Genomic DNA, 18,597 nt, shown 5'->3' with positions numbered 1-18,597 from the left:
GGCGGCGTTTCCTTGTTGTGGATTGGCGGCGTGACGAAAGGCGTTTCGCGGCGAAAATATGGGCGGAGCCGCGCCGGGGTCAACGGCATCCGTCCGCATGACCGGCCGGTGAGAAACGCGTCATCCGGGGCGGCGGAAGGTCGCGCGAGTTGATCCGGCGCGGGGCCGGCCGCTAGATTGGCCGCGATTCGGCTGTGGGGGCCGCACAACGGACATGGATGGAGCGATGGCGCATCGCGATCGGATGCCGGCATTTCGGATTCGGGAACCGCGCGGCCACTGGCGCCGCCCGGCGGTGCTGGCCCTGGGCCTGGCCGCGGCCGGGCCGGCTGCGGCGGAGGAGCCGGCGGCGTGGTTCCTCGAGCCCTTTCCGGACGTGATCGCCCAGGCGGCGCCCGAGAACGCGCCGGCAGCGACCGGGGCCGCGGGCGCAGCCGATGCCGTCGCCGAGCCGGCGGCGGATGGCGCGGCGGACGCGGCACCGGCAAGCGACGGCGCCGACCCGGCGGCCGTGGCGGAGGTGCAGGAGCCGGACGTCGCCGATCCGATCGGCGGCCCGCTGACGCCGGACATGATGCCCGACATGGTGCCGGGCGGCCCGTTCCGCGGCTCGGCCAGCCTGGCCGAGGCGCTGGGCCCGGCGGTCGGCCGCAACATCGCCTTCGGCGTGGTGCCGACGATGTCGTGGGCGCCGATCACCGCGACCCTGGTGGTGGAGCCGGGCGACACCATGGCCGGGCTGTTCACCGACGCCGGCATCGGCTATGGCGCCGCGCTGGAGGCGATCGAGAGCCTGCAGGACGTGTGGGACCCGCGCCAGCTGCGGCCCGGCCAGCAGGTGGCGCTGACCTTCGTGCCGGCCGAGGACGCCGACAGCCGGGCGACGCTGGTGTCGTTCGCGCTCGACCTGGCCTATGACCGCCGCGTGTCGGTCAGCCGCAACGAGGACGGCAGCTATGCCGTGCTCGACGAATCGATCGCCTTCGACGCGGCGCTGTTCCGGGCGGTCGGCACCATCGACAACAGCCTCTATGCCGACGGCAATGCGGCCGGGGTGCCGGACTCGATCCTGCTCGCGATGACCCGGGCGTTCAGCTACGACGTCGATTTCCAGCGCGATTTCCAGCCCGGCGACGGCTTCGAGACGGTGTTCGAGCAGAGCCTGGACGGCGGCGGCGGCGTGGTCGCCAACGGTGCGCTGGTCTATGCCGCGCTGACGCTGTCGGGCGAGACGCTGGAAATCTATCGCTTCACCCGCGCCGACGGCAGCGTCGACTATTTCACGCCCGAGGGCGCCAGCGTGCGCAAGGCGCTGCTGCGCACGCCGGTGGACGCGGCCCGCATCTCGTCCGGCTTCGGCATGCGCCGGCACCCGGTCCTGGGCTACACCCGCATGCACCGCGGGCTCGACTTCGCCGCGCCGACCGGCACACCGGTCTACGCCGCCGGCGACGGCACGATTGCGGTGGCGGGGTGGAACAGCGGCTACGGCAACTATGTGCGCATCCGGCACAATGGCAGCACCCAGACCGCCTATGGCCACCTCAGCCGCTTCGCCCAGGGCATCTCGGCCGGCGACCGGGTGGAGCAGGGCCAGGTGATCGGCTATGTCGGCTCCACCGGGCTGGCGACCGGGCCGCACCTGCACTACGAGATCCTGGTCAATGGCGCGCAGGTCGACCCGCTGAGCGTGCAGCTGCCGCCGGGCGAGCCGCTGGCCGGCGCCGACCTGGCGCGGTTCCAGGCCTGGCGCGGCGCATTCGATGCCGAGCGGCTGGCGATGACGGCCGGCGAGGCGACGCTGGTGGCGGCGGCGCAATGACCGCGATCGGCGGCGTTCAGCCGGGTACCGGTGCCGGGCGCCGCGCTCAGTAGGCGGCCGCGGCGGCCAGGCGACCTGCGGTGACGCCCGGCGCGACCTGCATCGTCACGCCGGCGAGCGCATAGCCGGTCGTGCCCGGACCGACCTCGCGCAGCTGATCCGGGTGCTCGGCGCCGCGCGGCAGCAGCCGGGACAGCAGGCCGGCGGCGGCGCCGTCGTCGCCGCTCTGGCCGGCCAGCAGCAGCGCCTGGCTCATCGCCGGGCTCAGCACCGTCTGCCCGGTGGCGGCGGCGACGTCGCCGGCATCCTGCGCGACGAGTGCGGTCTGTTCGGCGGTTGCCGCCGGCGTGCCGTCGATCAGGCGGTCGGTGCCGCCGGCAGGCGCGGCCGACGAGCGCAGGACCACCGCCGCCGGACGCGGGATGGCGGCCAGTGCCGCCTCGTCCTCGGGCAGCGGCGCCTCGGCCGGCGCCAGGCCGGCCGATCCCTCCGCGCCGTCGCCGCCCTCGGGGGCCAGCGCCTCGCCGTCCTCGCCGAACACGAAATCGAACACATGGCCGGCGATGTCGTTGCCGGTGGCCTCCTCCAGCGCCACGTTGGCGGCGGTCGAGGCCAGGCTGAGCCAGCCGCCGCCCAGCAGCCCGAAGCCGTACAGGCCGCCGCCGATCAGCTGGGCGACCGAGCCGATCTCGTCGCCGGTGACCGCGCGATAGATCGTCGAGACGATCGGGATGTGCTGCAGCGGGTTGATGATGTCGAGGAAGTCGAAGAAGTCGAATCCGTCGTCCTCTTCCCGCTTCTGGGTGCGGAGCTGCTGGCTTGCCTGCTGGGCAGCGACTTGGGAGACGGGAACGGCGCTCATGCGGATACCTGCGTCGTGGACCGCAGGGTTTCCGCAAGGGCCGTGCCAGCGCCGCGGCGGCGGCGGTGACGTCCGAAACGACGGAATGCGGGGCCCGGGTCGTCCCGCCGGCGGCGTCCGCGCGCGGCGGCGGCGGAGTCTGCCGGGCAAATCCTGCCGGCCCGGCAGGGCTTGCCGGGCGGGAAAAGCCGCGCGGCGTGATTTTGCGCACAGGCACGAACGCCCCATCTTCAACAAAAATGGTGCGAAGAACCGCGTTCTCTTCCTATATCATTCAAGGTGTTCTGGCCTGACTTCGGACCGGACCCGCGTGTGATCCCGCCACGGAGCGCCCATGTCGACCGGCAAACGCATCCTGATCGTCGATGACGACGAAGCCCTGCGGACCTCGCTGACGGAACAGCTGAAGCTGCACGAGGAATTCCACGTCACCGAGGCCGGGACCGGCCAGGCCGCGCTGAACCTGCTGAAGAAGGACTATTTCGAGCTGGTGCTGCTCGACGTCGGCCTGCCCGACATGGACGGCCGCGACGTCTGCCGCCTGCTGCGCCGCAGCGGCGTGAAGGCGCCGGTGATCATGCTGACCGGCGCCAATTCGGACGCCGACACCATCCTCGGCCTCGACGCCGGCGCCAACGACTATGTGGTCAAGCCGTTCCGGCTGGGCGTGCTGCTGGCGCGCATGCGCGCCCACCTGCGCCAGCACGAGCAGAGCGAGGACGCGGTGTTCTCGATCGGGCCCTACACCTTCAAGCCGGCGAGCAAGCTGCTGCTGGAGGAACAGAAGAACCAGAAGATCCGGCTGACCGAAAAGGAAACCGCGATCCTGAAGTTCCTCTATCGCGCCGGCGACAAGCCGGTCGGCCGCGACATCCTGCTGAACGAGGTCTGGGGCTACAACTCGGAGGTCACCACGCACACGCTGGAGACCCACGTCTATCGCCTGCGCCAGAAGATCGAGACCGATCCCTCCAACGCCGAGATCCTGATCACCGAGCCGGGCGGCTATCGCCTGGTGCCGTAGGCGCCGGGCCGCGCCTTCGCTTCCAGTCCGTCGTCAGACGCTGGCGTGGGCGACCGCGCCGGCGAAGCTGTGGTCGTCGGCCGGCAGGTCGCGGTCGAAGTCGAGGTGCAGCACCGGCACGACCAGTGCGCCGGGCGCCGGCGCGGCGGGGTCGAGTGCGGCCTGCTGGCCGATGTCGGCCGGCGCCGACCATTGCAGTTGCGGCGCGGCCTGTTCGCCGTTGGCGACGGATCCGGCCCGCTCCAGCCAGCGCCGGGCGGCGTCCGGGTCGGAGTCGGTGCCGGTGCCGCTGCGGAACGCGTCGGCGGCGCGCAGCATGGCATCGGTGTCGCCGGCCTCGGCCGCCATCAGGTCGTAGGACAGCGCGATCCGCAGGTCCTGGTCGACGCCGGCGCCGCTGCGATAGCGGTCGGCCAGTGCGACCGCGGCGGCCGCGTCCCCGCCCATGGCGGCGCGGTGATACCACGAGATGCCGCGGCTGACGTCGGCCGGCGCGTTGCCGGCGGCAGCCAGCAGGTCGGCCAGCGGGCGATAGGCCGGCACATGGCCGGCACGCGCCGCCTCCTGGTACCAGCGGATTGCCTGCACCGGGTCGGCCACCGTACCCGTACCGGCGGCGAACCGGGCGGCCAGTTCGGTCTGCGCCGTCGGATCGGCCAGGATGGCGCGGCCGCACAGCACGTACAGCTGCTCCAGGTCGGCGGCGATACCGGCGGTGCGCACCAGGCCCTGTTCCGCCTGGCGGTCGCAGTCGAACGCCGGCGGGCTGCCGGCGGCGGGCGTCAGCACGGCCAGCGCGGTGCCGTTGTCCGGCATCGTTGCGGCGGGCGCCGGCTCGACGCCTGCGGCCGTCGCGATGTCATCGGCCGGGGTCGACGGGGCGGCCACGCCGGCGGGAGACTCGAACAGCGCGGCCAGGTCGGCCGGCTCGATCGACGGCGCCAGCGTGGCGCCGACGATCGCCAATGCCGAGAAGCCGAAGGCGGCGGCGACGCCGAACGCGCGACGGGCCAGCCGCCTGCGCGGCTTGCCGAGCGAAAACACCACCTGTTCGTCGAGCGTACGGCGCGCCGGGTCGAAGCTCTGCCTGACGATGCGTACGGCCTGCTTCTTGGCATGCGGCAGCACGTGCCGCGCCGCCTCGCCGGCCGCATCCACATCGGCGCCGCGGTGACGGGTCACCCAACCATGCCCATCGAAGGTCTGAACCTCGAACAGCGCCTGTGTCATGCAAGTCTCCATGGTCCGTCGCTTCTGCGACGGCTGCTGACGATCGGCATAGCGGGGGCAGGGTTAACATTGGATTTATGAAAAATGCGCCGCAGCGCCGCCCGCTCAGCGCCGCGCCAGCGCCAGGCCGCCCAGCACCATGGCCATCGCCACCCAGGCCTGGGCGCGCAGCGCCTCGCCCAGGAACAGCGCGCCGAACGCCACACCGACCAGCGGGACCAGGTAGTTGCTGAGGGCGAGAAAGGTGGCGCCGGCCCGGTTGATCAGCGCGAAGTAGAGCAGCGCGGCGGCACCGGTGCCGACCAGCCCGAGCGCGACGATCGCCACCACCGCCTCGGTCGACGGCGCGATGGTCCACGGCCGCTCGAAGATCAGCGCGACCGGCAGGGAATAGAGCGCGGCGAAGCCAAGCGAGACCGCGCCGACCACCAGCGCCGGCAGGTGGCTGACGCGCCGGGCCAGCACGGCGTTCAGCGAATAGCACAACGCCGCGGCGGCGGCGGCCAGCTCAGGGCCGACGGCGTGTCCGAGACCGCTGAGCGCATCGGCGCCGACCAGCACGACCATGGCGCCGAAGCCGAGGCCGATGCCGGCGGCGGTGCGCCAGCGCAGGCGCTCGTCGCGGGTCATCGCATGGGCGATCAGCATGGCGCCGACCGGCATCAGCGCCATCAGGATGGCGGCGAGGCCGCTGTCGATGGTCTGCTCGCTCCAGGCGATCAGCCCCTGCGGCAAGCCGGCGCCGAACACGGCCAGGGCGAACAGCAGCGCCCAGGTGCGCAGGTCGCGCGGCCAGGCGACGCCGCGCGCCGCGGCGACCGCGATCAGCAGCAGCGCGCCCAGTGCCATGCGGGCGAAGGTCAGGGTCACCGGCGGGATGTCGCCGACTCCGACCTTGATCAGCGTGAAGTTGGCGCCCCACAGCAGGCCGATGCCGCCGAGCATGGCGAACTCCAGCGGCCCGGTGCGCAGCGCGGCGACCGGCCGGCCGGCGGCGGGCTCAGCCATGCCCGGCCGCCTGCGTCGGGTCGCGGGCCTCAGGCAAGCGCGGGGCGGCGGGCGTCGACCAGGGCGGCGCGCAGTGCGCGGGCCACCTCCAGCCGCTCGTCCGGCGTCAGGAAGCGGCCGACGGTGATGGCCCGGCCGTGGCTGCGCAGGGTCAGCTGGCTCTGGTGCTGCGGCGGGTCGTCCATTTCCACCCGCAGCCAGGTCGGCTGGAAGGTCCATTCGACGGCGTTGCCGTTGGGATGGACCCGGGCAACCGTCAGTGCGCGCGCGGTCAGGTGCAGCCGCTCGACCAGCCGGCCGCTGCGGTAGCTGGCGCGGAACGCCCACCACAGCAGCAGCGCGTCCAGCCCGAAATAGCCGGCGATCGGCCACCAGCCGTTGACCAGGAAGGCCAGGCCGACGCCGCAGCTGAGCAGGAAGAAGGCGACCAGGATGTGCCGCGCGGCCAGCGGCGGCAGGCTGCGGCTCGGCGTCAGCACGGCGTCGAACAGCACCGGCCCGCCTTCGGCGTCCGTGGTCGCGCCTGTTGCCGAACTTTCGCCGGTCGCCGTCATCGCGCCATGATATGTGTCGGGCATCGCGGCCGACGAAGCCGCGCTTTTGCGACGGTTCGTCACGCCAAGCGCCACGTTAGCCAGGGAGCCGAGCGATCGCACGCAAATTGATGACCAAGGCGGAGATCGACGCGTTCTTCGCCCGCCTGGCTGCGGCCGACCCGGCGCCGACCACCGAGCTCGACTACCGCAATCCCTACACGCTGCTGGTCGCTGTGGTGCTATCGGCGCAGGCCACCGACGCCTCGGTCAACAAGGCGACCGCGCCGCTGTTCGCCACGGTCGACACGCCGCAGGCGATGGTGGCGCTGGGCGAGGCGCGGCTGCGCGAGGCGATCCGCACCATCGGCCTGTTCCGGACCAAGGCGAAGAACGTGATCCTGCTCAGCGAGCGGCTGATCGCGGCGCACGGCGGCGCGGTGCCGCGCGACCGTGCCGCGCTGGAGGCGTTGCCCGGCGTCGGCCGCAAGACCGCCAACGTGGTGCTGAACACCGTGTTCGGCGAACCGACCATCGCGGTCGACACCCACCTGTTCCGGCTGGCCAACCGCACCGGTCTGGCGCCGGGGCCGACGCCGCTGGCGGTGGAGCAGGCCCTGCTGAAGCGGGTTCCGGACAAGTGGAAGCAGCACGCCCACCACTGGCTGATCCTGCACGGCCGTTATGTCTGCACCGCGCGCAAGCCGGCGTGCGAGCGCTGCATCGTCGCCGACCTGTGCCGGTGGGAGGGGAAGACCGCCGCCTAGGACCTGCCTGCCGCGCGCCGGACGTCAGCCGGCGCGGACCGCGCAGCGCGCCAGCGTGGCGCCGTCGGTGCGGTTGCGCGCCTCGGCATAGGCGACGACCTGCACGCCGCCCTGCGGATACATGAAGAAGTCGACGACGCAGTCGGGCCCGGCATATTGCCAGACCTGGGCGTCGAGCTCGTTACGGGCGCTGTCCGGCTGGCCGAGCGCGGCGCGCAGCTCGCCCTCCGAACTGCCGACATAGACGGCCGGCTCGATCGCCAGTCCGCCTGTGGGCGCTTGGCTGCCTGTCGACTGGCAGCCGGCCAGCGCGATCAGGGCGGCGCAGGCGGCGGGGCGGCGCATCGGCTATTCCGCCGCGGTCAGGTCCCGGCGCGCCGCCGGTGACGCGGCCTCGCCGGTGTCCGTGCCGGTCGCGGCCGGGCCGGCCTCGGCATTTGCCGGCGTCGGGGCGGTGGCGCCGTCGCGCGGCCGCAGGATCGAGGCGGCACTGGGCCGCTCCGCGCTGTCCGGCCGGGCGGCCGGAATCTGCGCGGGTGCGGCCGGGGCGGCGGCGGCGGTCGCCGGCTCCGCCGGTTCGGCGGGGGCGATGTCGCCGCGCAGCTGGCCGCCGACGGTGACTTCCAGCCGGCCATAGCGGATCTTGCCGTGCACCCGGCCGGTGCCGCGCACGGTCAGCCGGTCGGCGACCTTCAGCTCGCCGTCGAAACGCCCGCCGATTTCCGCGTTGCGCACCTCGATGTCGCCCTTCAGCGTGCCGGCCGGGCCGATCTCAAGGCGGCCGCAGTCGCGCACCGTGGCGTCGACATGGCCGTCGATGACCAGCACGTCGCAGGTGGTGATCTCGCCGCTGATCGAGATGTCCTGGCCGATGTGCATGCGCTTGCCGGTCTCGCGGCGCGGCTCGCTGGGTGCCGCCTCCGGCTGCGGGGCGATCGGCCGGGTCACCGGCTCGCCCAGCAGCGCGCTCAGCCGGTTCGGCGTGGCGTTGCCGGTCGGGCGCGGCCAGGAGGCGCGATTGGCCGCCGGCGCATCGGCATCGGCGGACGATGCGGCGCGGCCGGGTGCGGCCGGCTTCGCCGCCGGCGCCCCGGACGCGGCGATCTTGGCCGGGTCCAGGCGAGGCTGGGCCTCGCTGCCGCGCTGCGCGGTCTTGCTGCGGGTCGGCCGGTCCATGCCGCGGTCTTTGCGGAACATCGCAGTCCTCATCGTCTGTGTCGCGGCGCGGCCCACCGTCGCGAAGCGCACGCCCCAGCCGATCCCGGCGGTCTTATGGTTAATTTTCCGTTGCGCGCGGGGGCGATCGGCGGCGGCGAGTCTAGCGGGTCGCGCCGCCAACTCCAATACCAGCTTTCGCGATGCGCGTGGCGGCCATGCGTGCTATCCATCCGAGTCGCACGGCGGTTCCGGCCGGCGGCCCCCAGCAAACGCGCCCGACAACAGCGACCGAGGACGGTGCCCAGCACAATGGCAAGGACGACCACCGAGACAACGCGCGACGTTGTCGGCATCGGCAACGCGATCATCGACATCCTCGCCCACGCCGACGAGGCCTTCCTCGGCAAGCACGCGCTGACCAAGGGCGCCATGAACCTGGTCGACGACGCCTTCGCCTCGCGGCTGTACGAATCGATGCCGCCGGCGGTGGAGGCCTCGGGCGGCTCATGCGCCAACACCATGGCCGGCGTCGCCTCGTTCGGCGGCAAGGCCGGCTATATCGGCAAGGTGCGCGACGACGATTTCGGCCGCATCTTCCGCCACGACATCCGGGCCATCGGCGTCGACTTCGAGACCGCGCCGTCGCGGGACGGCGCGCCGACGGCGCGCAGCCTGATCCTGATCACGCCCGATGCGCAGCGCACCATGCACACCTATCTCGGCGCCTGCGTCGAGCTGGGGCCGGACGACGTCGACCCCGCCTTCGTGCAATCGGCGCAGATCACCTATCTGGAAGGCTACCTGTGGGACCCGCCGGCGGCGAAGCAGGCGCTGCTGAAGGCGGCGGAGGCGGCGCACGCGGCCCGGCGCAAGGTCTCGCTGACGCTGTCGGACCCGTTCTGCGTCGAGCGCCACCGCGACTCGTTCCGCGACCTGATCGCCGGCCATATCGACGTGCTGTTCGCCAACGAGGCGGAGATCCTGTCGCTGTACCGGGTGAAGGACTTCGCCGACGCGGTGGCGGCGGTGCGGCTGGACTGCACGGTGGCGGCGCTGACCCGCAGCGAGAAGGGCTCGGTCGTGGTCGCCGGCGACACGGTGATCGAGCTGGCCGCGGAGCCGATCGAGCACCTGGTCGACACCACCGGCGCCGGCGACCAGTATGCCGCCGGCTTCCTGTTCGGCTACGCCCGCGGCCGGCCGCTGGCCGAGTGCGGCCGGCTGGGCGGCCTGGCCGCGGCCGAGGTGATCGGGCACTTGGGCCCGCGCCCGGACCGGCCGCTGTCGGACTTACTGGCGGCGGTCGAAGACGCCGGCTGAGCGCCGGCACCACGGGGGGTAGACCGAGGGAGGGCACGATGGGCGTCAACGGACGGCGCGGGGCGGATCGGCTGGCGGGCGTGCTGCTTGCGGCGCTGGCGCTGGGGCCGGCGGCGGCCCTGGGCCAGGAGTCCGGCCCGCACGGCGGCATCGTCAGCCATGCGATGACGATGATCGGCGAGCCGAAATACGGCCCCGGTTTCGACCACCTGTCCTATGCCGACCCCGACGCGCCGCAGGGCGGCACGATGCGCCAGTATGTGGTCGGCACCTTCGACAGCCTCAATCCCTACATCCTGGCCGGCGTCTCCGCCGCGGGCCAGCAGCTCTACGGCGAGACGCTGATGGGCCGGGTATGGGACGAGCCGTTCACGCTGTACGGCCTGCTCGCCGAATCGGTGGAGATGCCGGAGGACCGCAGCTGGGTGGTGTTCACCCTCAGGCCGGAGGCGCGCTGGCACGACGGCACGCCGGTGACCGCCGACGACATCAAGTTCTCGATCGAGACCATGCTGCGCGACGGCTCGCCCCGGCGGCAGCAATACGCCCCGATGGTGGCGTCGGTCGCCGCGCTGGACGCCCGCACGGTCCGCATCGACTTCACCGACCAGGCCAACCGCGAGACCCCGATGATCATGGGGCTGATGCCGATCGTCTCGCAGGCGTGGTTCGCGACTCACAGCTTCACCGAGCCGGGCCTGGAGCCGATGTTGGCCAGCGGGCCCTATCGCGTCGCCGCGGTCGATGCCGGCCGCAGCGTCGTCCTCGAACGCGTGCCCGACTACTGGGGCGCCGACCTGGGGCTGAACCGCGGGCTGTACAACTTCGACCGCTGGGAGTTCGCCTATTTCCGCGACGGTACGGTGGCGCGCGAGGCGTTCTTCGCCGGCAATTACGATGTCCGGCCGGAGCCGTCGCCGACCCAGTGGGCCACCGCCTACGACATGCCGGCGGTGACCAGCGGCGACATCGTGCGCGAGGAGATCCCGAACAACCGGCCGTCGGGGCTGCGCGGGCTGGTGTTCAACACCCGGCGGGCGCAGTTCGAGGACCGGCGGGTGCGCGAGGCGATCGCCTATGCCTTCGACTTCCCGGCCATGAACCAGACCCTGTTCTACGGCGCCTATACCCGCACCGAGGGCATGTTCGACAACTCGCCGCTGGCCTTTTCCGGCGTGCCGGAGGGGCGCGAGGCCGAACTGCTGGCCGCGGTCGCCGCAGACCTGCCGGCCGGCATCATGACCGAGCCCTATGTGGTGCCGGGCACCGCGCCGGGCGCCACGGTGCGCGGCAACCTGGGCCAGGCGGTGGCGCTGCTGGCCGAGGCCGGCTGGACCGTGCGCGACGGCGCGCTGGTCGATGCCGCCGGCACGCCCTTCGCCTTCGAGATCCTGCTGGTCGATGCCGGCGACGAGAAGGTCGCGCTCGGCTTCGCCGACACGCTCGGCCGGCTCGGCATGCAGGTCTCCGTCCGCACCGTCGACAGCGCCCAGTACCAGGAGCGGCGCAACAATTTCGACTTCGACATGACCGTGAACCTTTGGGGGGTGACCCTGTCGCCCGGCAACGAGCAGCGGCAATACTGGTCCAGCGCCCAGGCCGACCAGCCGGGCAGCCGCAACCTGGCCGGGGTGAAGAGCCCGGCGATCGACGCGCTGATCGACGCCCTGACCAACGCGCGCAGCGCCGACGAGTTGACCGCCGCCGCCCGCGCGCTCGACCGCGCCGTGATGTGGGGCCACTACGCCGTGCCGCTGTACCACGCCACCGCCGACCGCTGGGCCTATTGGAACACGCTGTGCCACACGCCGGAGCCGTCGCTGTACGGCACGGTGCTGGAGGCCTGGTGGCACTGCGCCCGCGAATAAAAGGTGCGCGCGGCCGGATTCAGGCCGGCTGGATCAGGTCCCACCGATTGCCCCACGGGTCGGCGAAGACGGCGACGGTGCCATAGGCCTCGTGCCGCGGCGGCTCCAGGAAGCGGACGCCGGCGGCGGTGAAGGCGGCGTGATCGCGGGCGAAATCGTCGGTGGCGAGGAACAGGAACACGCGGCCGCCGGCCTGGTTGCCGACCGCGGCGGCCTGGGCCGGGCTTGCCGCCTTGGCCAGCAGCAGCCGGGTCTCGCGCGCGCCGGGCGGCGCCACCAGCACCCAGCGCTTGCCGTCGCCGAGGTCGGTGTCTTCCACCAGCGCGAAGCCGAGCCGGCCGACATAGAAGTCGAGCCCGGCGTCGTAGTCGGGCACCAGCAGGGCAACGGCGGCGATGTGCGCGCTCAGGCGGTTTCCTCCATCGTCGAATCGAGCGCATAGCCGGCCGAGCGGACGGTGCGGATGACGTCGGCCTCGCCGCTGGCGTTGATCGCCCGGCGCAGGCGGCGGATGTGGACGTCGACCGTGCGCGGCTCGACATAGACGTCGCGGCCCCACACCGCGTCCAGCAGCTGCTCGCGCGAGAATACCCGGCCGGGATGCGACAGGAAGTGGCGCAGCAGCCGGTATTCGGTCGGGCCCAGGTGGATGGCGCGGCCGCCGCGGGTGACGCGGTGGGCGGTCAGGTCCATCGACAGGTCGCCGTAGCTCAGCGTCTCCGACCGCCCGGTCGCGGTCGAGCGGCGCAGCAGCGCGCGGATGCGGGCCATCAGCTCGCCGGGGCTGAACGGCTTGACCACATAGTCGTCGGCGCCGCTCTCCAGGCCGCGCACCCGGTCCGGTTCCTCGCCGCGGGCGGTCAGCATGATGATCGGCAGGTCGCGGGTGGCGTTGCCGCGGCGCAGCTGGCGGCAGATCTCCAGGCCGGAGACATGCGGCAGCATCCAGTCGAGCAGGACCAGGTCGGGCTTGTGCTCGGCCACCGCGATCAGGGCCTCGTCGCCGTCCAGCGCGGTGGCGGTGCGGAAGCCCTCGTGCTCCAGGTTGTACTTGACCATCTCCACGATCGACGGCTCGTCCTCCGCGATCAGGATCAGTGGTTCCATCGGTCCGTTCTCCTACCGGCTGCCTTCGGTCGCACCGATGCCGGCTCAGGCGCCGGGCCCGTCGGCCTCGTCATCGCGGCCGCTGTCGATCACCGCGAAGTTCGCGCTGTCCGATTTCGGGCGCTGGTCGATGACGTAGCTGCCGGTGACCATGAAATGGATGGTCTCGGCGATGTTGGTGGTGTGGTCGCCGATCCGCTCGATGTTCTTGGCGATGAACAGCAGGTGGGTGCAGGCCGAGATGCTGCGCGCGTCCTCCATCATGTAGGTCAGCAGCTCGCGGAACAGGCTGTTGTACATCTCGTCGACCTCGGCATCGCGCTCCCACACCTGGCGGGCGATGGCGGTGTCGCGCTCGATGAAGGCGTCGAGCACGCTCTTCATCTGCTGCTGGGTCAGCCGGCCCATGCGCTGGATCGCGCCGGACTGGCGGGTCGCCGGCATCTGGCTCAGCGCGATCGCACGCTTGGCGACGTTGGCGGCATAGTCGCCGACCCGCTCCAGGTCGGTGGAGATCTTCAGCGCGCCGATGATGTCGCGCAGGTCGCTGGCCATCGGCTGGCGCAGGGCCAGCGTGCGCACCGCGTGCTCGGCGATCTGCTGCTCGGCATGGTCGATCTCGGCGTCGGCCTCGACCACGCGCGAGGCCAGCTCGGCATTGCGCTGGACCAGCGCCTGGATCGCGGTGTTGAGCTGGTTCTCGGCCCGGCCGCCCATGCGGGCGACCATGTGGTTCAGCGCCTTCAGCTCGTCGTCGAAGGCCTTGACCGTGTGGCTCGTCTTTTCGGTGGTCGGCATGACCTGTTCCTCGCTGGCGCGCGACCGCGCGCGGATGTCCGGCTGTCGGTGGGGCGGGCTCAGCCGAAGCGGCCGGTGATGTAGTCGTGGGTGCGCTTCTCGTTCGGGCTGGTGAAGATCTGCTCGGTCTCGCCGTGCTCGACCAGGATGCCGAGGTGGAAGAAGGCGGTCTTCTGCGACACGCGCGCGGCCTGCTGCATCGAGTGGGTGACGATGACGATGGTGAAGCTTTCGCGCAGCTCGTCGATCAGCTCCTCGATCCGGGCGGTGGCGATCGGGTCCAGCGCCGAGCACGGCTCGTCCATCAGCACCACTTCCGGGTTGACCGCGATGGCGCGGGCGATGCACAGCCGCTGCTGCTGGCCGCCGGACAGGCCGGTGCCGGAGGCCTCGAGCCGGTCCTTCACCTCCTCCCACAGGCCGGCGCGCCGCAGGCTGTGCTCGACCAGCTGGTCCAGTCCGGCGCGGTCCTTGGCCATCCCGTGCAGCCGCGGGCCGTAGGCGACGTTGTCGTAGATCGACTTGGGGAACGGGTTCGGCTTCTGGAACACCATGCCGACACGGGCGCGCAGCTGCACCACGTCCAGCCGCGGGTCGTGGATGTCCTGACCGTCGATGCTGAGCCCGCCGGTGACGCGGCAGCCCTCGATGGTGTCGTTCATCCGGTTGATGCAGCGCAGGAAGGTGGACTTGCCGCAGCCCGACGGGCCGATCAGCGAGATCACCTCGTTCTCGTGGATGTCGAGATTGACATCGAACAGCGCCTGCTTCTGGCCGTAGAAGACGCTCACGTCGCGCGCCATCACCTTCGGGCTGGCGGCGCCGCTCTCGGCGGCCGCCGGTGCGGTCAGGGCGTCGAGCTGTTCGACCGTTTCCATTTTCATGCCTACCACCGTCTCTCGAATTTCTTGCGCAGGTAGATCGCCACCCCGTTCATCAGCACCAGGAAGGCGAGCAGCACCATGATCGCCGCGCTGGTCTTCTCGACGAAGCCGCGTTCGGGGCTGTCCGACCAGATGAAGATCTGCACCGGCAGCACGGTCGCCGGGCTCAGCGGGTCGGCCGGCACCGAGGCGATGAAGGCGACCATGCCGATCATGATCAGCGGCGCGGTCTCGCCCAGGGCCTGCGCCATGCCGATGATGGTGCCGGTCAGGATGCCGGGCATCGCCAGCGGCAGCACATGGTGCTGGATCGCCTGCTGGTGCGAGGCGCCCATGCCCAGCGCGCCCTCGCGGATCGACGGCGGCACCGCCTTCAGCGCGGCGCGGGTGGCGATGATGATGGTCGGCAGGGTCATCAGCGCCAGCACCATGCCGCCGGCGACCGGCGCGGAGCGCGGCAGGCCGAACACGTTGAGGAACACGGCAAGCCCGAGCAGGCCGAACACGATCGACGGCACCGCGGCCAGATTGTTGATGTTGATCTCGATCAGGTCGGTCCACAGGTTCTTCGGCGCGAACTCTTCCAGGTAGATCGCCGCGGCGACGGCGATCGGGAAGGCCAGCACCAGCGTGACCAGCATGGTGTACAGGCTGCCGACCACCGCGCTCCAGATCCCGGCGAGCTCCGGCTTGCGGCTGTCGGCGGTGGTGAAGAAGCCCCAGTCGGCCGCGCTCTCGATCAGGCCCCGCTCTTCCAGCGAATCGAGCCAGCCCATCTGCTGCTCGCTGACCCGTGTCAGCGTGTCGCCGGGGCGGGGACGCGGCGCGTTGCCCTTGAGCACCTGGATGGCATCGTCGGCCAACGGAACGGCGATGGTGACCGTCTGGCCGATCAGGTTCGGGTCGTCCAGGACCATCTGGCGCACCGCATAGCGTGCGCCGTCGCTCATCAGCGCGTTGAGTTCCCGCGTGTCGTTGCGGCCGGAGACGTCCGGGAACAGGGCGGCGAGGGCGGTGTCGACCACCTTCTTGTAGTTGGCGCCGGACAGCGTCGCCGGGTCGCGGGTGCCGTCCGGGTCGATCACGGCCTCGTCCAGCGCGACGGCCAGCTCCAGCTCGTAGGTGTAGAAGGCCGACCAGCCCTTGCCGACGATGGTGACCGTGAGGATGCCGAGCATCAGCAGCGCCAGGCCGATCGCGATCTGGCCATAGAAGCGGAAGCGACGTTCGGCGCGATAGCGCTTGCGGATCTGGGCCGGCGAGAGGACCAGCGGGCCCCGGGGCAGCGCGCCGGCTGCGTCCGGTGTAGCGGCGATGTCAGTCATACTTCTCTCGGTACTTGCGCACCACGCGGAGCGCGATCACGTTCATGGCCAGCGTGACGATGAACAGCACCAGGCCGAGGGCGAAGGCCGCCAGCGTCTTCGGGCTGTCGAACTCCTGGTCGCCGGTCAGCAGCGTGACGATCTGCACCGTCACCGTGGTCACCGCCTCGAACGGGTTGGCGGTCAGGTTGGCGGCCAGGCCGGCGGCCATCACCACGATCATGGTCTCGCCGATCGCACGGCTGACCGCCAGCAGCACGCCGGCGACGATGCCCGGCAGCGCGGCCGGGATGATGACCTGCTTGATCGTTTCCGACCGGGTCGCGCCCAGCGCGTAGGCGCCGTCGCGCAGGGTCTGCGGCACCGCATTGATCACGTCGTCGCTGAGCGAGGAGACGAACGGGATGATCATGATGCCCATGACGATGCCGGCGGCGATCGCACTTTCGGACGCGATGTCGATCTCGACGAAGCGCGGCGCGAGATAGGCCTCGCGCCAGGTGTTGCCGAGATACTGGTGCAGGTCGGCGCTGCCGCCGATCAGCGGGCTGGTGAAGGTGTAGTCGAACTGGGTCGGCGCGGTCGTTCGGGCAAGCTCGAGCACATAGGCGATCAGCTGGTCGCGCAGCTCGTCGCGCTTCGCCGCGTCGACCACCATATCCAGCACCGGGGCCAGGGTCCGGTCGATGAAGTCGGTGCGCCAGCCGTCCAGCAGCAGCGGCGACAGCGCCCAGTTGATCAGGTCCTCGAGCCCGACGCCGATCTCGCGGAAGAACGGCGCTACGGTGATCGCGGCGAAGAAGCCGTAGACCACCGTCGGCACGCCGGCCAGCACCTCCAGCGCCGGCTTGACCCAGCCGCGCACGCGCCGGTCGGCATATTCGGACAGGTAGATCGCCGAGAACAGGCCGATCGGCACGGCGACCAGCATGGCGATGGCGCTGATCAGCAGCGTGCCGGTGAACAGCGGCACCGCGCCGAAGCTGCCCGACGAGCCGACCTGGTCGGCGCGGATCGCGGTCTGCGGGCTCCACTCCAGTCCGAACAGGAAGTCCCACACCGGTACCTGGGTGAAGAACCGGAAGGACTCGAACAGCAGCGACAGCACGATGCCGACCGTGGTCAGGATCGCGATGGTCGAGCAGACGATCAGCAGGATCCGCACCGTGCGCTCGACCGCGTTGCGCGCGCCTGCATCGTCGGCTGCACCCGGCGCTGGGCGTAGCCAGCCCGAGGGCGGCCACCGCCAGCGCCAGCACGAAGATCACATAACTGCTGATCCGGCTAAGGCTCTGATAGCGATCGGCCGCCGCGGCGACCACCGGGTCGTCGGCGCCGGCGGCGTTGGCGTTCTCGGCCAGGTTGTGGATGGTGTTCATCACCAGGCCGAGCTCGTTGGACGGCAGGGCCTGGACCTCGGCCGGCAGGCCGCCGACGACCATCCAGTCGATGACGACACCCGAGAAGACGATCCACAGAACGGCAGGCAGCAGGCTGGGGATCGCGCACCAGATGGCGACGTAGAGCCCGTAATAGCCCGGCCGCGAATGCAGCGAGCGGGGCGAACCGCCGGCCAGGACGGTGGATCGCTGCCGGCCCATCCAGAAGCCGACCACCGCGAGCGCGATCAGGACGGCGAGCAACACCAAGCTAGGCATATCGGGCCCTTACCACGCGCGGCGGCAACAGTTCGGCCCGCCGCGTTCCCCCTGCATCATCGGACCTCGGGCGAGAACCGGCGGCGACCCCGTGGGACCGCCGCCGGCCGGTCGGTGCGAGGCGAAGCCTCAGTTCATCGGCGTCAGGCTGCGGGCAGAGGCGGCCATGTCGGCGCGCGCGTCGTCCGGCAGCGGGATCAGGCCGATGGCGGACAGATAGCCGTCCGGGCCCCAGGCCGCCTCGTCGGTGAAGGCGGTCACGTACTCCTGCATCCCCGGCACGACGCCGACATGCGCGTTCTTCACGTAGAAGAACAGCGGCCGCGACACCGGATAGCTGCTGTCGGCGATCGCCTCGAAGGTCGGCGCGACGCCGTCGATGGCAGAGCCGTGCAGCGTGTCCATGTTCTGGTCGAGGAAGCTGAAGCCGAAGATGCCCAGCGAGTTCGGGTTGGCCTGCAGCTTCTGCACGATCAGGTTGTCGTTCTCGCCGGCCTCGATGAACAGGCCGTCCTCGCGCATCGACTGGCAGACCTCCTTCTTGGCGTCGCCTTCCAGCGCCTCGACCTCCGCGAATGCCTCGCAGCCGTGGTCCATGACCAGCTCGACGAAGGCGTCGCGGGTGCCGGATGTCGGCGGCGGGCCCAGCACCTCGATCGGGTTCGGCGGCAGCGACGGGTCGATGTCGCTCCAGAAGGTGTGCGGGTTGGGCACCAGCGCGCCGTCGACCGGCACGGTCTTGGCCAGCGCAAGCCAGATCTGGGCACGGGTCAGGCCGTAGGTCGGCGCGGCGTTGGAGTTCGCCATCACGATGCCGTCGTAGCCGATCGTCACCTCGGTGATGGCGTCGACGCCGTTGGCGGCGCAGGCCTCGACCTCGGACGACTTGATCGCGCGCGAGGCGTTGGTGATGTCCGGCGTGTCGATGCCGGCGCCGGCGCAGAACAGGCTGAAGCCGCCGCCCGAGCCGGTGGATTCGATCACCGGGGCCGGGAAATCGGAGGTGTTGGCGAACTCCTCCGCCACCGCGGTCGCGAACGGGAACACCGTCGACGAGCCGACGATGCTGATGTAGTCACGGTTCTGCGCCTGCGCTTCGGCGCCCAGGCTGGCGCCGGCAACCACGGCGACGCCGCCGATGGCCATGGCACGCGACCAGGTCTTTGTCATACCCTCACTCCAGAATGTCTGTGGGCCGCGGCACACCGTGCGCCGCTTGGCTCAACCCCCTCA

General features: G+C 71.2%; 17 protein-coding genes and 1 pseudogene. 5 read left to right on the top strand and 13 right to left on the bottom strand.

Annotated elements, in window-relative coordinates; genetic code table 11:
- The first annotated feature begins 226 nt into the window (after positions 1-226).
- Positions 227-1,822, top strand: a complete 1,596-nt coding sequence (locus tag R3F55_25085) for a M23 family metallopeptidase (protein ID MEZ5670650.1) — start codon at positions 227-229, stop codon at positions 1,820-1,822.
- A 46-nt stretch (positions 1,823-1,868) separates the two neighbouring features.
- Here the strand turns inward: R3F55_25085 and R3F55_25080 are convergent, their stop codons facing one another.
- A complete protein-coding gene (locus tag R3F55_25080; protein ID MEZ5670649.1) occupies positions 1,869-2,684 on the bottom strand; it encodes a hypothetical protein in 816 nt (271 codons plus the stop codon).
- 334 nt (positions 2,685-3,018) lie between these two features.
- Between R3F55_25080 and R3F55_25075 the strand changes: the two genes are divergently transcribed.
- Entirely contained in the window at positions 3,019-3,708 is a 690-nt protein-coding gene (locus R3F55_25075) for a response regulator transcription factor (protein MEZ5670648.1), read from the top strand.
- 33 nt (positions 3,709-3,741) lie between these two features.
- On the opposite strand, the gene R3F55_25070 is transcribed toward R3F55_25075, so the two are convergent.
- The 3 genes from R3F55_25070 to R3F55_25060 form a co-directional block, all read right to left on the bottom strand.
- Positions 3,742-4,938 (bottom strand): tetratricopeptide repeat protein, encoded by a 1,197-nt coding sequence (locus R3F55_25070; protein MEZ5670647.1) that lies wholly within the window; start codon positions 4,936-4,938, stop codon positions 3,742-3,744.
- A gap of 105 nt (positions 4,939-5,043) precedes the next feature.
- Positions 5,044-5,946: a DMT family transporter gene (locus tag R3F55_25065; GenBank protein MEZ5670646.1), complete on the bottom strand. Its 903-nt coding sequence runs from the start codon at positions 5,944-5,946 to the stop codon at positions 5,044-5,046.
- 29 nt (positions 5,947-5,975) lie between these two features.
- Positions 5,976-6,440 (bottom strand): DUF2244 domain-containing protein, encoded by a 465-nt coding sequence (locus R3F55_25060; GenBank protein MEZ5670645.1) that lies wholly within the window; start codon positions 6,438-6,440, stop codon positions 5,976-5,978.
- A gap of 170 nt (positions 6,441-6,610) precedes the next feature.
- Here R3F55_25060 and nth point away from each other — a divergent pair, with 170 nt between their 5' ends.
- Positions 6,611-7,246: an endonuclease III gene (gene nth, locus R3F55_25055; protein MEZ5670644.1), complete on the top strand. Its 636-nt coding sequence runs from the start codon at positions 6,611-6,613 to the stop codon at positions 7,244-7,246.
- 24 nt (positions 7,247-7,270) lie between these two features.
- Here nth and R3F55_25050 read toward each other — a convergent pair whose 3' ends face one another.
- Together R3F55_25050 and R3F55_25045 are read right to left on the bottom strand one after the other, a co-directional pair.
- Positions 7,271-7,591 (bottom strand): hypothetical protein, encoded by a 321-nt coding sequence (locus R3F55_25050; protein ID MEZ5670643.1) that lies wholly within the window; start codon positions 7,589-7,591, stop codon positions 7,271-7,273.
- 3 nt (positions 7,592-7,594) lie between these two features.
- Positions 7,595-8,443 (bottom strand): polymer-forming cytoskeletal protein, encoded by an 849-nt coding sequence (locus R3F55_25045; GenBank protein MEZ5670642.1) that lies wholly within the window; start codon positions 8,441-8,443, stop codon positions 7,595-7,597.
- A gap of 270 nt (positions 8,444-8,713) precedes the next feature.
- On the opposite strand from R3F55_25045, the gene R3F55_25040 reads away from it, so the two are divergent.
- Entirely contained in the window at positions 8,714-9,724 is a 1,011-nt protein-coding gene (locus R3F55_25040) for an adenosine kinase (protein MEZ5670641.1), read from the top strand.
- A gap of 38 nt (positions 9,725-9,762) precedes the next feature.
- A complete protein-coding gene (locus R3F55_25035) occupies positions 9,763-11,592 on the top strand; it encodes an extracellular solute-binding protein (protein MEZ5670640.1) in 1,830 nt (609 codons plus the stop codon).
- Between the two features lie 19 nt (positions 11,593-11,611).
- Here the strand turns inward: R3F55_25035 and R3F55_25030 are convergent, their stop codons facing one another.
- The 7 genes and pseudogenes from R3F55_25030 to R3F55_25000 all read right to left on the bottom strand — a co-directional run bounded on the left by R3F55_25030 (position 11,612) and on the right by R3F55_25000 (position 18,534).
- The gene (locus R3F55_25030; GenBank protein MEZ5670639.1) at positions 11,612-12,001 is read right to left on the bottom strand and encodes a VOC family protein; all 390 of its coding nucleotides are present in this window, start codon (positions 11,999-12,001) and stop codon (positions 11,612-11,614) included.
- Complete coding sequence (gene phoB / locus R3F55_25025; GenBank protein ID MEZ5670638.1) at positions 11,998-12,699, bottom strand: phosphate regulon transcriptional regulator PhoB; 702 nt, start codon at positions 12,697-12,699, stop codon at positions 11,998-12,000. The genes R3F55_25030 and phoB overlap by 4 nt, the downstream gene beginning before the upstream one ends.
- Positions 12,700-12,744: 45 nt before the next feature.
- Positions 12,745-13,497: a phosphate signaling complex protein PhoU gene (phoU, locus tag R3F55_25020; GenBank protein ID MEZ5670637.1), complete on the bottom strand. Its 753-nt coding sequence runs from the start codon at positions 13,495-13,497 to the stop codon at positions 12,745-12,747.
- A gap of 59 nt (positions 13,498-13,556) precedes the next feature.
- Positions 13,557-14,300, bottom strand: coding sequence for a phosphate ABC transporter ATP-binding protein PstB (gene pstB / locus R3F55_25015; GenBank protein MEZ5670636.1), 744 nt, complete (start codon positions 14,298-14,300; stop codon positions 13,557-13,559).
- An 83-nt stretch (positions 14,301-14,383) separates the two neighbouring features.
- On the bottom strand, positions 14,384-15,706 hold the full coding sequence (pstA, locus tag R3F55_25010; protein ID MEZ5670635.1) for a phosphate ABC transporter permease PstA: 1,323 nt from the start codon (positions 15,704-15,706) through the stop codon (positions 14,384-14,386).
- Positions 15,699-16,616 (bottom strand): annotated as a pseudogene (locus tag R3F55_25005) (ABC transporter permease subunit). Before R3F55_25005 ends, pstA begins: the two are co-directional and overlap by 8 nt.
- Before the next feature lie 877 nt (positions 16,617-17,493).
- Entirely contained in the window at positions 17,494-18,534 is a 1,041-nt protein-coding gene (locus R3F55_25000; protein ID MEZ5670634.1) for a substrate-binding domain-containing protein, read from the bottom strand.
- Positions 18,535-18,597 lie beyond the last annotated feature (63 nt).

Source organism: Alphaproteobacteria bacterium (genome assembly GCA_041396705.1).
Lineage (GTDB): Bacteria > Pseudomonadota > Alphaproteobacteria > CALKHQ01 > CALKHQ01 > CALKHQ01.
Note: the sequence above shows the minus strand (reverse complement) of the source record. Positions and strands in the feature narration are given on the sequence as shown.